This window comes from Micromonospora sp. A202 (assembly GCF_006715105.1).
Lineage (GTDB): Bacteria > Actinomycetota > Actinomycetes > Mycobacteriales > Micromonosporaceae > Micromonospora > Micromonospora zamorensis.
Genome location: NZ_VFMP01000001.1, coordinates 3,252,941 through 3,266,191, shown reverse-complemented (window position 1 = coordinate 3,266,191; position 13,251 = coordinate 3,252,941). Strand labels below are relative to the sequence as shown.

Sequence of the window (13,251 nt, the reverse complement as noted above, 5' to 3'; positions counted from 1 at the left end):
CGTGAGCACCGCCCGCGCGGTGGTGACCGGCATCGGTGTGGTGGCGCCCAGCGGCATCGGCGCGGACGCCCACTGGCGAACGGTGCTGGCCGGCACCCGCCGGACCGGGCCGATCACGCTGTTCGACCCGTCCGGCTACCCGACCCGATTCGGCGGGGAGGTGCCCGGCTTCACCGCCGACTCCTACGCGGACAGCCGACAACTGGTGCAGACCGACCGGTGGACGCACCTCGGCTTCGCCGCCACCCGGCTGGCGTTGGCCGACGCCGGGCTGCCCGAGCGGGCCCCCGACCCGTACGGCTACGCGGTGACCCTGGCCAGCTCGTCGGGGGGCAACCTGTTCGGCCAGCGGGAGCTGCAACGGTTGTGGGGCGGGTCGTCGCGGACGGTCGGGGCGTACCAGTCGATCGCCTGGTTCTACGCGGCGAGCGTCGGGCAGCTCTCCATCCACCACCAGTTCAAGGGCCCGAGCGGGGTACTGGTCGCGGAGGCGGCCGGCGGGCTGGACAGCCTCGCGCACGCGGCCCGCGCGGTGCGCCGGGGCACTCCGGTCGTGATCGCCGGGGCCACCGAGTGCCCGCTGAGCCCGTACGCGCTGGCCTGCCAGTTGCGCTCAGGGCTGCTCAGCGACGTCGCCGACCCCGAGCGGGCGTACCGGCCCTTCGACGCCACGGCCAGCGGTTACCTGCCGGCGGAGGGGGGAGCGGTGTTCGTGGTGGAGGAGTTGGGGCACGCGCTGGCCCGGGGAGCCCGGGTCTACGGCGAGGTGAGCGGTTGGGGCTCCACCCACGACGCCGCGCACACCACGGCGGACAGTGCCGGCGATCCGGCGCAGTACGCGCGGGCGATGCGGCTGGCCCTGGACCGGGCGGGCGTCGCGGCGGCCGGGGTGGACGTGGTGCTGCCCGACGCGCTCGGTGTGCCCCGCTACGACCGCAGCGAGGCCGAGGCGCTGCGGGCCGTGTTCGCCGACCGGCCGCCTCCGGTGACCACCCAAAAGTCGCTGACCGGGCGGGCGTACCAGGGAGGCTCGGCGTTGGACGTGGCGACCGCGCTGCTCGCCTTCGCGCACGACACGCTGCCAGCGTCGGCGGGCCCGGACGAGGTGGCCGACGGGTGCGAGCTGGACTTCCTGCGGGAGCACCGCCGGCCGCGCAACCGGCTCGCGCTGGTGTGCGCGCGGGGCTTCGACGGGTTCAACAGCGCGCTGGTCCTGCGGGGAGCCGCACCGATGAGGGGAGAGGCATCATGACCGAGCAGCGGGCCCGGGTGGTCTTTCTGGTGCGGGTGCCGGTGCCGCGCACCGAGCAGTTCCTCGCCGCGTACGAGCAGGTGCGGCATCTGGTGGCCGGCGGCGTGCCCGGGCACCTGGTCGACCAGGTGTGCCGCTCGTCGACCGACCCGGAGCAGTGGTTGATCACCAGCGAGTGGGCGAGTCTGGCCGACTTCGAGAGCTGGGAACGCAGCCCGGAACACCGGGACCTGGTGCGTCCGATGCGGGAGTGCTTCACCGACGCTCGCTCGCTGCGGTTCCACATCCACGCGCAGACGCCGGCGCTCGCCTGACGGCTCGCGTGCCGCCGAGATGGTCGCGCTCGCCTGTGCCAGCCGGCGTATCTGGACGGTTCGATGAGCGAAGGCGTTGGTGCGTCCAATGATCTGACCGTGCCGGCGACGTCGGTAGCTGCGTGACGGAGAGCTGGCAGGGTAGATCTTGGACAGTTTCCGTGAGCCCGCCGGGGTAACGGAAACTGTCCAAGATTGTCAGCTGTCGCGGGTGAGGCGGCGTGTGCGGCGGTAGTCGCCGGCAAGAACGGCAGGCTGGTGTCATGTCCCCGCCCACCGTGGGGGCTCGTGGCCGGCGTACGGGCACCGACGACCCGCACCGCACCGCGTTCGGTCCTGCCGCCGGGCGACTGGCGCCGACCACTCGCCGAGCATCGCGCCGCCCACCTCACCCGGTGGCACCATCGGCCGTCCGGATGGGGCCCGCACGACGGTTGTACGAGGGGTCATCCCACGGTGACGATCTGCCGAGGCACGCGCCTGATCCTGCCCGTCGAACGGGCTGTCGGCAATCCGGCTGGCCGCCTCTTTTGATCCAGCCATTTGCATCTAGCAATGGCCGCGCGGGGCGTCGTATGGTTCCCCGCAGCACCCCGACAAGCGTACGTCATGGGCATATTTGCCCTATTTCATGCTGGGCGGTGAACGGCAGTGACGACAGAAGATCCTACGGCGACCGACCCAGGATGGGTGGACGAAGTTCTGTTCGCCGGCCGCCCGACAGGCATTTGTCTCCGTTTGCCCGAGCCGATCGACCGCGCCACCCTGCACCGGCTGGTCACCGCCGCGCAGGACCGTCTCGTCGCGGCCGGACTGCGCCCCGGTGGCGCTGCCGCGCTGCGGTTGCCGCCGTCACTGGCGTACGTGGTGAACCTCCTGGCGACCTGGCGCGCCGGGGCGCAGGCGATCCTGCTCGACCACCGACTGACCGACCACGAGGTGGACCGCGCGCTGACCCGGCTCACCCCGCAGGTCGTCGTCGCGCCGGTCCGCAGCGGCGGCGGAGCGTTGCGGATCTTCGTCGACGTCACCGAGGGCGTCTCCCCGTACGCCGACGGCCCGGCGGTCAGTGGCCACGCCGTGATCCAGCTCAGCTCCGGCTCCACCGGACCGTCCAAGGTGATCGGCCGCACTGCCGCCGACCTGGTTGCCGAGGTGCACCGCTACACCCGGATCGACGGGGTGGCACTGCCCGGCGAACGGATCATCCTGCTGCCCTCGATGGTGCACGTGCTCGGCCTGGTCGGCGGCCTGCTCTACGGCCTGCACGCCGGGGTCGAACTGGTGCCGCCGGAGCGGCTCAGCGGCGACGCCGTGCTGGCCGCGATCAGCGCCGACGCGACGCCCGCCACAGTGCTGGGCGTGCCGTTCCACATCGGACTGCTCGCCTCCACCCGACCCACCGGTCCGCTGCCGCAGCTCAAGCGGATGACCACCGGCGGCGAGCTCGTGCCGGCCGCGGTCGCCCAGGCGTTCACCGACCGGTACGGCGTGCCGCTGGGCAACATGTACGGGATGACCGAGGCCGGTGTGATCGGCACCGACCTGCACGGATCGCACCGACCGTCGATCGTCCCGGCGCCCGGCATCGAGGTCCGCGAGACCGACGGCGAGCTGTGGGTGTCCTGCCCGGCGTCGCCATACGTGGGGCTGAGCGACCCGACCCGCTGGGCCGACGGCTGGCTGCACACCCGCGACGCCGGCACCGTCGACCCCGCCACCGGCCTGGTCACCGTGCGCGGCCGGCTCGACTCGCAGGTCTCCGTGGGTGGGATGAAGGTCGACCTGACCGAGGTGGAGGCGACAGTCGCCGAGCTGCCCGGGGTCACCGCGGCGGTGGTCGTGTGGGACGACGGCATCACCGCGTACGTCCAACCCGACGGCCCGCTGTCGGAGGAGACGCTGGACAAGCTCCTCACCGAGCGGTTGGCCGGCTACAAGCGGCCCCGGGTGCTGCACCTGCTCGACCAGTTGCCCCGCACCACCACCGGCAAGCTGGTCCGCTCGACCGACGCGCTGCGCACGGCGGCCACCCCGTGACCGGGCCGCTGCACCACCTCGACGGCACCCTGACCGGTCCGCTGCACCACCTCGACGTCGACCTGCCCGGTGGCGTGCACCGCGACCGCCAGGACGAGGTCACCGCCCAACTCCGGGTGGCCGACCCACAGGGCCTCGGCACCGGGCACCGGTCGCCACGGCAGCCCTGGGGGCGGCATCTGCCGGCGCAGTCCGCCGCCGCGCAGGCCCTGCCCGAGAGCCTTGCCGACCGCCTCCTTCGCGGTCCACAGCCGCAGGAAGTCCACCGCCCGACCAGCCTCGGGCCGATTCGCCAACCAGGTCAGCTCGGCCGGCGGGAACCAGCGGCGGGCCAGCGCGAGCGCGGGCAGTGGGCGGACCCGCTCCACGTCCACGCCGATCGCGCCGGCACGGCGGGCGGCGACCACCACCAGCCCGGCGGTGCGGCTGACGCTGACCGGCAACCCGACCGACCCGGCCGGGTCATCGCTGGCCCGGACGAGCGGCCGCCCACCCGGGCCGTGCGTCAGCACCAGCTCGGCCATCGGGCGGTCCAGCAGCAGACGTCCCGCCTGGCACAGCAGCTCAGCGGCCGGATCCGGCTGACCGCCGGTATCCCGACCGACCCATACGTAGGCGGTGTCCCGACCGGACGCCGTCAGCTGACCCACGCAGAGAGGGTATCCATGAGAGCCGAGGTCCGCGCCTTCGTCGTCGAGCAGCTCGCCGACATGAACTACGACGTCGAGGGGCTCGACGACGACACCACGCTCGGCCCGGCCGGCGTCGACCTGGAGTCGCTCGCCCTGGCCGACCTGTCCGTCCGGGTCGAGGACCGGTACGGCGTGACGTTCGCCGACGACGAGTCGGAGCAGTTGGCCCTGATGACGGTCGGCGAGTTCACCACCATGGTCGCCAACCGGGTCACCGAGGCGACGAGCGACAAAGCCTGATGGACGGTCAGCCCGACCTGGGGCGAGCTGACCTGCTGACGATGCTCGCCGAACTCACCACGAAACCGGCCGCCGAGGTGCCCGACCGGATCGGCTCGATGGAGCTGGCCTGGCTGGTGCACCTCGTCGAGCAACGCTTCGACCGCCAGCTCGACCTCACCGACGACGATCTGGCCGGCATTCGCACCGTCGACGACGCCCTGGCGGTGTTCCGGGCGTCGCTGACCACCCCCGCAGATGGCTGAGCCGCGCGTCACCCAGCTCACCGGCGTACACGCGGTCAGTGCCCTTGGTCGGGGCGCCGAGGCGCAGCTCGCCGGCGTGCTGGCCGGGGTGCCGGCGTTCGGCGCGGTACGCCGCTTCGACACCGCCGCCCGCCGGGTCACCGTGGCGGCAACCCTGCCCGAGGTCGGTCCGCTCGACGACGAGTTGGCCGCCGCGATCGAGGCGGCGTGCCGCGCGGCCGGCCTGGCCGGTGCGCAGCGCGAGCAGTGCGCTCTGCTGCTCGCCGTGCACGGCGGACCGGCACCGGGAGCGGGCCCCACGCCGGGTGCGCTCGTCGACCAGCTCGCCGTGGCGTGTGGGCTCTCGGGGCACACCCGGGTCTACACCAGCGCCTGCGTGTCGGCGAGCACAGCGGTGGCCGACGCGGCGACCCTGATCGCCCGGGGTGACGTCGACCGGGTGGTGGTCGCCGCCGGTTACCTGGTGGAGCCGGACCAGTTCGCGTTGTTCGACGCCGGTCGGGCCCTCGCGGTCGACGGGGCGGTCCGCCCGTTCAGCGCCCACCGACGCGGGTTGCTGCTCGGCGACGGCGTGGCCGCGGTGGTGCTGGAATCAAGCGCCGGGCGGCGGCGGGGCGTCGAGCCACTGGCCGCCGTGGTGGGCTGGGGGCGGGCCGGGGACGCGTTCCATCCGTGCCAGCCGGACCCGACCGGCGCCGGCCTGGCTCGTGCGGTCGACGCCGCGCTGCGTCGGGCCGGGCTGCCGCCGCAGGCCGTCGGTTATGTCAACGCCAACGCCACCGGCACCCCACAGAGCGACGCCGCCGAGGCGGCAGCCCTGCGCCGGGCTCTCGGCGCGCACGCCACGCAGGTCCCGGTCAGCTCCACGAAGTCGGTGCACGGACACGCGCTGGAGGCGTCCGGGTTGCTCGAACTGGTGGTCACCGCGCTCGCGCTGCGGCAGGGCGAACTGCCGGTCAACGCCGGCTGGCTGGCCCCGGACGAGGCGTGCCCCCTGGACGTCATCACGGACCACCCCCGCCGGACGACCACGACGCACGCGCTGACCCTCAACGCGGCGTTCGGCGGCGCGAACACCGCCCTCCTGGTCGGCGCGCCATGACCGGGCGGTCGTCCACCGTCCGCCCCGACGAACCCGAGACGGCACCCGTCGGCGCGGGGTCGGCGGAGCGGGGGACGAGGGTGTTGGCGCAGGCGCGGTGGCCCGAGGTGGGCGACGACGGGCCGGCGCCGGGCGTCCCCGGGTTCGTGTCCTCGCAGTTCGCACCGGTGGTGGCGGCGGTGGCGGAGCGGTGTCTGGGGCGCGGGTACGGGGTTGCCGGCGTGCCCCCGGGAAGGCGGACCGCGATCGTGCTGGTCAGCGCCAGTGGCGATCGCACCAGCGCGGAGCACGTACGGGCGGCTGTGGAGGCCGGCGGGCGGATCGGCCCACTGTTCTTCTTCCAGTCGGTGCCCAACAGCGTCGCCGGGCACCTCGCGGCCCGCTGGGGCCTGCGCGGCCCGGTGGTCTGCCTGAGCCCCACCGGTGACCCGTACGCCGACGGCACCGCCGAGGCGGACCTGCTGCGGTACGACGGCGACGCCGACGAGGTGTTGCTGATCCTGATCGAACAGGCGCCCGACGCGTCGACCGAGGCGGTCGCGGTGCTGCTGGGGGGAGAAGGACGACCATGAGGACACGAGGACTGCGGGGCGCGTTGGCCGCCGACACCGAGGTGGGCGCGGGCAACGTCCTGGCCCGGGTGCTGGCACACGGCGCCGACCCGGACGGCCCCGGGTTGACCTTCGACACGGCCGTCGACGGGCACCCGGCCGAGGAGCCGCTCACGCTGGGTCGGCTCGACGAGCGCGTCGCCGCTCGTGCGGCCTGGCTGCACGAGCGCGGGGTACGTCCCCGCGACCCGGTCGCCGTCTGGGCCACCGCCGCCGCCGACATGGTGCTCAGTTTCCTGGCGCTGGCCCGCCTCGGGGCGATTCCGGCGCTGATGAACGGCAAGCTCCGTCCGGAGATCGCCGCCGAGTACATCCGTCGGCTGCGGGGCGTCGGTGTGCTCGCCGATGACGCGCACACCGCGCTGCTGGCCGGGCACGATCTGGGCGTACCCCTGCTCGGCACCCCCGCGCAGGCCGGTACGGGTGACCCGTCCGCCGCCCCAGCGCACTACCGGCACCACCAGGACGACCCGATCGTGATCACCCACACCTCCGGCACGACCGGGGTGCCCAAGGCGGTGCTGCACTCGCACGCCAGCCTCTTCGCCGCCACCCGGCACCTGCTCACCATGCCCCAGGCGCAGGGCACCACACGGATCCTCAACGCTCTGCCCGCCCCGCACACCGCCACGGTGCTGATGGTCAACCAGGCGCTGGGCAACTCCGCGCAGATGCTGCTGCTGTCCGAACAGGACGGTGAGCGGGTGCTCGACGCGATCCAACGTTGGCACCCCGACGGCGTGTTCGGCTTCTCGGTCACCTGGGCCGAGCTGGCCCGCTTCGACCTGTCCGGGTACGACCTGGACTCGGTGCGGCTGTGGTTCAACACCGGCGACTGCTCGCACGAGCCGCACATCCGGCGGCTGGTCGCGGTCGGCTCCCGGGACACGGTCACCCGCGAGGGGGTGGTGCGGGTGCCGGGCTCGGTCTTCATCGACGGCCTGGGCTCCAGCGAGATGGGGCACTCGATGTTCCACATCACCCACCGCGCCGACACCGACCGGTACGGCCGCTGCATCGGCCGCCCGTACCAGTTCACCAAGGTCGCGGTGCTCGACGCCGACGGCGAACCGGTGCCGACCGGCGAGGTGGGTTTCCTGGGCGTCGACTCGCCGTCGCTGTTCCGTGGCTACTGGAACGACTCGGTCACCACGTACCGGTTCCGTCAGCGCGGCTGGTACCTCACCGGCGACCTGGTCCGCACCGACGCCGAGGGGCGCTACTACCACCTGGACCGGGCGGTGGACTCGGTCGACGCCGGTGACGGGCGACGCCTGTTCACCGCGTTGTCCGAGGAGCGCATCCTGGCCGCCTGCCCGGACGTCACCGACTGCACTGTGGTGATCGTCGCCGAGGCCGACGGTGTGGTCACCGACGTGCTGCTGGAGTTGGCCGCCGGCGCCGACGAGGCCGAGGACCGCACCGAACGGGTCCGTGCCGCACTGGGCGCGGACGTCGCCGGCACGCTGCGCCGGGTCGTGCCGGTGCGCTCCGCGGACATCCCGGTCACGGTGACCGGCAAGGTCCGCAAGGTGGTCCTGCGCGAGCGCTACCTCACCGAGGCGGCGTCATGAGCGAGCGAATCAGGCAGCTCAGCAGCGTGGAGCCTCGCGCCGGCGCGGAGCGAAGCGGAGTGGCGGCGTGACCGCCCTGATCACGGGGATGGGTCTGTTCACCCCGGTCGGGCGGGGCGTCGAGGAGACCTTCGAGGCGGTGACCACCGGCCGTTCCGGGCTGACCCGCCCGCCCGAGGGGCACCCGGTGCGGGAGTCGTTGGACGTCGCCGGCCTGCTGCCCGACATCGACCCGCGCACCGTCGCGTCCGGGCCGGAGACCCGGGTGCTGGACCGGATCGTGGTGCTCGCACTCCTCGCCGCCGCCGACGCGCTCGCCGACGCCGGCATCGAGGTCGGCCGCGACGTCGACCCCGACCGGATCGGAGTGATCGTCGGCGGTGTCGGGGGGATGGCCACCCTGGAGTCGCAGGTGCTGGCCCGGGCGGCGCGAGGTCGGGCGGCGGTCAGCCCGTACCTGCTCACCGGGATCCTGCCGAACATGCCGGCGGCGCGGATCGCCATCGCGCACGGGATCCGCGGCTACAGCTCGTCGGTCGGCACCGCCTGCGCCTCCGGTGCCCAGGCGGTCGCCGACGGGGTCCGGCTGATCGCCACCGGAGAGGTCGACGTGGTGCTCTGCGGGGCCAGCGAGGCACCGCTGTTCCCGACCTTCGCCGACACCTTCGGCAACGCGCGCGCCCTGGCCAGAGCAGGCGACGACCCGGCCCGGGCGAGCCGGCCGTTCGACACCTCCCGCAGTGGGTTCGTGCTGGCCGAGGGCGCCGCGCTGCTGGTGCTGGAACGCGCCGAGCACGCAGCGGCGCGCGGAGTCACCGCGTACGCCGAAGTGGCCGGTCACGGCGCGACCACTGACGCGTACCACCCGACCGCACCCCGCCCGGACGGTGCCGGCGCGGCCGCGTGCATCCGGCGCGCGCTGCGCAGCTCCGGTGTGCCTGCGGCGGCGGTCGGCTACGTCAACGCGCACGGCACCGCGACGAAGCTCGGTGACATCGCGGAGACCACCGCCCTCGCCGACGTGTTCGGCGTCGGCGGTGTGCCGGTCAGCTCCACCAAGGCGCTCACCGGGCACCTGCTCGGCGCCTCCGGGGTCCTGGAGGCGGCGGTCACCGCGCTGGCGCTCGGTCGGGGGCTGCTGCCGCCGACGTACCACCTCGACGACCCGGACCCGGCCTGCCCGGCGGACCACATCCGTGGCGCGCCCCGCAAGGCCGACCCGGAGTACGCGGTCACCAACTCGTTCGGGTTCGGCGGTCAGAACGTGAGCCTGCTGCTCGCGCGCGTCGCCGAGCCGAGGAGGTGATCGACGCGGCATCCCGGGCGGGCGCGCCCGGACGGCAACACGGGGGGAAGCGTGTGGGAGGGGTTTCAGGGGACATGGACATCCGTGGTATCGACCACATCGAACTCTACGTGGGGGACGCCCGACAGGCGGCCTTCTACTTCAGCACCGCCGTCGGCTTCGAGATCTGTGGCCAGGGTGGCCCGGAGACCGGGCTGGAAGGGCAGCGCTCGCTGCTGCTCTGTCACGGCGACATCCGACTGCTGCTCACCTCGGGGCTCAGCGCCGAGCATCCGGCGGCGAGGTACGTCCAGCGCCACGGTGACGGCATCGCCGTCGTCGCGGTCGAGGTCGACGACGTCGCGTCCGCGTACGCCGAGCTGGTGGGCCGCGGCGCGACCGGGGTGACGCCACCGACCACCGTCACCGGTGCGGACGCCGAGGTGGTGACCGCCGAGGTGGACGGCTTCGCCGACGTGCGGCACCGGCTGGTGCAGCGCCGCGGTGACCGGGCCGAGTTCCTGCCCGGCGTCATCACACCGGCACCGTCCGGTGGGGAGGGTCATCCGCCGGTGCTCGCCGAGATCGACCACCTGGCGGTCTGCGTGCCGCCCGGTCAGCTCGACGAGACGGTCCGGCACTTCGAGAAGCTGTTCGACTTCGCGGAGATCTTCGAGGAACACATCGAGGTCGATGGGCAGGGGATGAACTCCAAGGTGGTGCAGAGCCCGTCCGGGCGGGTCACCGTGGTGCTGCTGGAACCGGACCGGGCCCGGCGGCCGGGGCAGATCGACGCGTTCCTCGACCAGCACGCCGGCGGGGGAGTGCAGCACCTGGGGCTGCGCACCGACGACATCCTCACCGCGGTCGAGGCGTTGGGCCGGCGCGGGGTGCGCTTCGCCGGCACACCCGGCAGCTACTACGACTCCCTGGAGGCGCGGGTCGGTCGGGTGGACGCCCCACTGGACCGGCTGCGGGAGCTGGGCGTGCTGGTCGACTCCGACCACGACGGCCAGCTGTTGCAGATCTTCGCCGAGTCGATGCACGTACGCCGCACGCTCTTTTTGGAGCTGATCGAGCGGCGCGGCGCGCGGGGCTTCGGCAGCGGCAACATCAAGGCGCTCTACGAGGCCAAGGAACGGGAGTTGGCCGCGGTGGCGGCCACACCACAGGGGGTGGGGGCGTGAGCGTGACCGGCTACGAACCGACGCTGACCGCCGAGGAGCAGGCCCTGCTGCCGTCCGACGACGACGTGCGGCACTACGCCGAGCACGGCTGGTACCTGTCGAAGAAGGTGTTCACCGACGACGAGGTGGACGCCCTCGCCGCCGCCGCGCAGCGCTACTACGACGGTGAGCGGGACCGGCGGTTGCCGGTGCGGCCCCCGAAACTGGCCTACTGGGAGCCGTCGTCGGGGCCGGTGCAACGGCACAACGACTACGTCCACCACGAGCACGACGGGCTCGGCGCGATCCTGCGCAAGCCGCTGGTCGGGGCGGTGGCGGCCCGACTCGCCCAGGCCGACGAGATCCGGGTCTTCCAGTCCACGCTGATCTACAAGCCGCCGATCTCCGGCGAGCCGAGCAACATCGTGCCCTGGCACTTCGACAAGCACTACTGGGCGTCCTCGTCGTCGGAGAAGATGCTCACCGCGTTCATCCCGTTCCACGACTGTGGGGAGGAGATGGGCACCATCACCATGGTCGACGGCTCGCACCGGTGGAAGGAGATCGGCGCCGACGACACAGTGGTGCGGCACTTCGCCGACCGGGACCGCAGCCAGCTGGAGGAGATGCTGGCCGAGAACGCCGCGTACAACGGTGCGGAGATCCGCAAGATCCCCATGGTGATCCCCAAGGGCCACGTGAGCTTCCACCACTGCCGCACCTACCACGGCAGCGGCCCCAACGTCAGCGGTCGCCCCCGACAGGCGATCTCGCTGCACCTGCAGGACGGCGACAACGCCTGGCGGGAGTATCCGCTCTCCGACGGCACGCTCGCCGCGTACAACCACGACGTGCTGGTCCGCCGCACCCACGAGGGGCGGCCCGACTACGCGGATCCCGACTACTGCCCGGTCATCTGGCGCCACCGCGCCCAACAGGGAGGCTGACATGTCACGCTACGACTGGGGTAGGACCCACCCGGGCATCGAACGGCTGGAAAAGGCGGTGACCGACCGCCGTGACGTGGTGGTCAAGCACCCGCTCTACGCCAACCTGGACACCCATAAGGCGCTGGTCACCTTCATGCAGCACCACGTCTTCGCGGTCTGGGACTTCATGTCCCTGCTGAAGTCGTTGCAACGGCAGCTGACCTGCGTCACCGTGCCGTGGATCCCGACCGGCCCGACCGGCAGCCGCCGCCTCATCAACGACATCGTCATGGTCGAGGAGAGCGACGAGCTGGGCGGCGGCTACATCAGCCACTTCGAGCTGTACGTGCAGGGCATGGTCGAGGCCGGCGCGGACACCACGGCCGTGAACGCCCTCGTCGACCTGCTGCGCGCCGGCCGGCCGGTGACCGACGCGCTCACCGAGGCCGGGGTGCCGGCCGCGTCGGCGAGGTTCGCCGCCACCACCTGGCGGATCATCGAGTCGACCCCGGTGCACTGCCAGGCGGCGGCCTTCGCGTTCGGTCGTGAGGACCTCATCCCGGACATGTTCACGCAGGTCGTCTCGGTCAACGAGCGCAGCAACCGGCTGCACACGTTCGTCGACTACCTGGAGCGGCACATCGAGGTCGACGGCGAACAGCACACCCCGATGGCCATGCAGATGCTCGCCGACCTGTGCGGCGACGACGACACCAAGTGGCAGGAGTGCGCCGACACGGTCAACACCGCCCTCACCGCCCGGGCCCGACTGTGGGACGACATCCTCGCGGCCATCAAGGGACCGGCGTGACCGACGCCGACCCGGTCCGGCTCTACCGCACGGTCCGGCTGATCCGCCGGTTCGAGGAACGGGCGGTGGAGCTGGTCCACGGCGGGCAGATCGTCGGCGGCATCCACCCGTACCTCGGTCAGGAGGGGATCGCCGCCGGCGTCTGCGCCGCCCTGGGTGCCGACGACGTGATCGCCGGCACCCATCGCGGACACGGGCACGTCCTGGCCCGGGGCGCGGACCCGGCCCGGATGCTCGCCGAGCTGTGCGGTCGGGTCACCGGCCTCAACGCCGGGCGGGGCGGTTCGATGCACGCCGCCGACTTCAGCCTCGGCGTGCTCGGCGCCAACGCGATCGTGGGGGCCTCCGGGGCGATCATCACGGGTGCGGTCTGGGCCCACCGACGTCGGGGGCGCGACACCGTCGGGGTGAGCTTCTTCGGCGACGGGGCGGTCAACGAGGGGATGCTGCTGGAGGCGTTCAACCTGGCCGCGCTCTGGCGGGTTCCGGTGCTGTTCGTCTGCGAGAACAACGGCTACGCCACCACCATGCCGGTCGCCGGCGCGGTGGCCGGCAGCATCACCGGCCGGGCCGCCGCCTTCGGCGTCCCGGCCGTCCAGGTCGACGGCCAGGACCCCGAGACGGTACGCGTCGCCGCGGCCGCCGCCGTCGACCGGATGCGCGCCGGCGGCGGTCCCGAGCTGATCGAGGCCCGTACCTACCGCTTCGACGTCCACCACACCTTCGAGCACGCGGTACGCCTCGACTACCGCCCGCCCGACGAGGTGACCCGGGGTCGGGCCCGCGACCCGGTGCGTATCCAGGGTGAGCGCCTCTCCGCCGTCGACCGTGCCGCAGTGGACGCCGAGGTCGAGGAAACCCTCGACGTGGCCGTGCGCTTCGCCCTGGCCAGCCCGCAACCCGACCCGGCCGACGCCCTGGCCTACCTGTACGCCAGCGGCATGACCGCCCGCACCGGAGGTGGCTGAATGACCGCATGCACCGGAGGTG

Annotated in this window: 14 protein-coding genes; 13 read left to right on the top strand and 1 reads right to left on the bottom strand. The window is 73.0% G+C overall.

Going from position 1 to position 13,251, the window contains the following annotated elements; genetic code table 11:
- Position 1: 1 nt before the first annotated feature.
- The 3 genes from FBZ33_RS15270 to FBZ33_RS15260 all read left to right on the top strand — a co-directional run bounded on the left by FBZ33_RS15270 (position 2) and on the right by FBZ33_RS15260 (position 3,606).
- Positions 2-1,252 (top strand): beta-ketoacyl synthase N-terminal-like domain-containing protein, encoded by a 1,251-nt coding sequence (locus tag FBZ33_RS15270; protein WP_141912696.1) that lies wholly within the window; start codon positions 2-4, stop codon positions 1,250-1,252.
- Positions 1,249-1,566, top strand: coding sequence for an antibiotic biosynthesis monooxygenase (locus tag FBZ33_RS15265; RefSeq protein WP_141909552.1), 318 nt, complete (start codon positions 1,249-1,251; stop codon positions 1,564-1,566). Before FBZ33_RS15270 ends, FBZ33_RS15265 begins: the two co-directional genes overlap by 4 nt.
- A gap of 690 nt (positions 1,567-2,256) precedes the next feature.
- Positions 2,257-3,606, top strand: a complete 1,350-nt coding sequence (locus FBZ33_RS15260) for a class I adenylate-forming enzyme family protein (RefSeq protein WP_141909551.1) — start codon at positions 2,257-2,259, stop codon at positions 3,604-3,606.
- Here FBZ33_RS15260 and FBZ33_RS15255 read toward each other — a convergent pair.
- Positions 3,501-4,256 carry a 4'-phosphopantetheinyl transferase superfamily protein gene (locus FBZ33_RS15255; RefSeq protein ID WP_141909550.1) on the bottom strand — a complete coding sequence of 252 codons (756 nt, stop codon included), beginning with the start codon at positions 4,254-4,256 and terminating at the stop codon, positions 3,501-3,503. The two genes, FBZ33_RS15260 and FBZ33_RS15255, sit on opposite strands and share 106 nt — an antisense overlap.
- A 15-nt stretch (positions 4,257-4,271) precedes the next feature.
- On the opposite strand from FBZ33_RS15255, the gene FBZ33_RS15250 reads away from it, so the two are divergent.
- The 10 genes from FBZ33_RS15250 to FBZ33_RS15205 all read left to right on the top strand — a co-directional run bounded on the left by FBZ33_RS15250 (position 4,272) and on the right by FBZ33_RS15205 (position 13,229).
- Entirely contained in the window at positions 4,272-4,538 is a 267-nt protein-coding gene (locus FBZ33_RS15250; RefSeq protein ID WP_088948350.1) for an acyl carrier protein, read from the top strand.
- Positions 4,538-4,783 carry an acyl carrier protein gene (locus FBZ33_RS15245; protein ID WP_141909549.1) on the top strand — a complete coding sequence of 82 codons (246 nt, stop codon included), beginning with the start codon at positions 4,538-4,540 and terminating at the stop codon, positions 4,781-4,783. The genes FBZ33_RS15250 and FBZ33_RS15245 overlap by 1 nt, the downstream gene beginning before the upstream one ends.
- The gene (locus FBZ33_RS15240) at positions 4,776-5,885 is read left to right on the top strand and encodes a beta-ketoacyl synthase (RefSeq protein ID WP_141909548.1); all 1,110 of its coding nucleotides are present in this window, start codon (positions 4,776-4,778) and stop codon (positions 5,883-5,885) included. The genes FBZ33_RS15245 and FBZ33_RS15240 overlap by 8 nt, the downstream gene beginning before the upstream one ends.
- 80 nt (positions 5,886-5,965) lie before the next feature.
- Positions 5,966-6,457 (top strand): beta-ketoacyl synthase chain length factor, encoded by a 492-nt coding sequence (locus FBZ33_RS15235; RefSeq protein WP_141912694.1) that lies wholly within the window; start codon positions 5,966-5,968, stop codon positions 6,455-6,457.
- The gene (locus FBZ33_RS15230) at positions 6,454-8,070 is read left to right on the top strand and encodes a class I adenylate-forming enzyme family protein (RefSeq protein ID WP_141909547.1); all 1,617 of its coding nucleotides are present in this window, start codon (positions 6,454-6,456) and stop codon (positions 8,068-8,070) included. The genes FBZ33_RS15235 and FBZ33_RS15230 overlap by 4 nt, the downstream gene beginning before the upstream one ends.
- A gap of 67 nt (positions 8,071-8,137) precedes the next feature.
- A complete protein-coding gene (locus FBZ33_RS15225; protein ID WP_088948345.1) occupies positions 8,138-9,376 on the top strand; it encodes a beta-ketoacyl synthase in 1,239 nt (412 codons plus the stop codon).
- Positions 9,377-9,450: 74 nt separating this feature from the next.
- Positions 9,451-10,542 (top strand): 4-hydroxyphenylpyruvate dioxygenase, encoded by a 1,092-nt coding sequence (hppD, locus tag FBZ33_RS15220; protein WP_141909546.1) that lies wholly within the window; start codon positions 9,451-9,453, stop codon positions 10,540-10,542.
- On the top strand, positions 10,539-11,468 hold the full coding sequence (locus tag FBZ33_RS15215; RefSeq protein WP_088948343.1) for a phytanoyl-CoA dioxygenase family protein: 930 nt from the start codon (positions 10,539-10,541) through the stop codon (positions 11,466-11,468). The genes hppD and FBZ33_RS15215 overlap by 4 nt, the downstream gene beginning before the upstream one ends.
- 1 nt (position 11,469) lies before the next feature.
- Positions 11,470-12,261: a DUF3050 domain-containing protein gene (locus tag FBZ33_RS15210; protein ID WP_141909545.1), complete on the top strand. Its 792-nt coding sequence runs from the start codon at positions 11,470-11,472 to the stop codon at positions 12,259-12,261.
- On the top strand, positions 12,258-13,229 hold the full coding sequence (locus FBZ33_RS15205) for a thiamine pyrophosphate-dependent dehydrogenase E1 component subunit alpha (protein ID WP_141909544.1): 972 nt from the start codon (positions 12,258-12,260) through the stop codon (positions 13,227-13,229). Before FBZ33_RS15210 ends, FBZ33_RS15205 begins: the two co-directional genes overlap by 4 nt.
- Positions 13,230-13,251: the final 22 nt, after the last annotated feature.

Excerpts from the sequence above, each read along its gene's own strand:
- hppD (WP_141909546.1), top strand. The coding sequence starts at position 9,451 with ATGGACATCCGTGGTATCGACCACATCGAACTCTACGTGGGGGACGCC.
- FBZ33_RS15245 (WP_141909549.1), top strand. The coding sequence starts at position 4,538 with ATGGACGGTCAGCCCGACCTGGGGCGAGCTGACCTGCTGACGATGCTC.
- FBZ33_RS15240 (WP_141909548.1), top strand. The coding sequence starts at position 4,776 with ATGGCTGAGCCGCGCGTCACCCAGCTCACCGGCGTACACGCGGTCAGT.
- FBZ33_RS15250 (WP_088948350.1), top strand. The coding sequence starts at position 4,272 with ATGAGAGCCGAGGTCCGCGCCTTCGTCGTCGAGCAGCTCGCCGACATG.
- FBZ33_RS15210 (WP_141909545.1), top strand. The coding sequence starts at position 11,470 with ATGTCACGCTACGACTGGGGTAGGACCCACCCGGGCATCGAACGGCTG.
- FBZ33_RS15265 (WP_141909552.1), top strand. The coding sequence starts at position 1,249 with ATGACCGAGCAGCGGGCCCGGGTGGTCTTTCTGGTGCGGGTGCCGGTG.
- FBZ33_RS15230 (WP_141909547.1), top strand. The coding sequence starts at position 6,454 with ATGAGGACACGAGGACTGCGGGGCGCGTTGGCCGCCGACACCGAGGTG.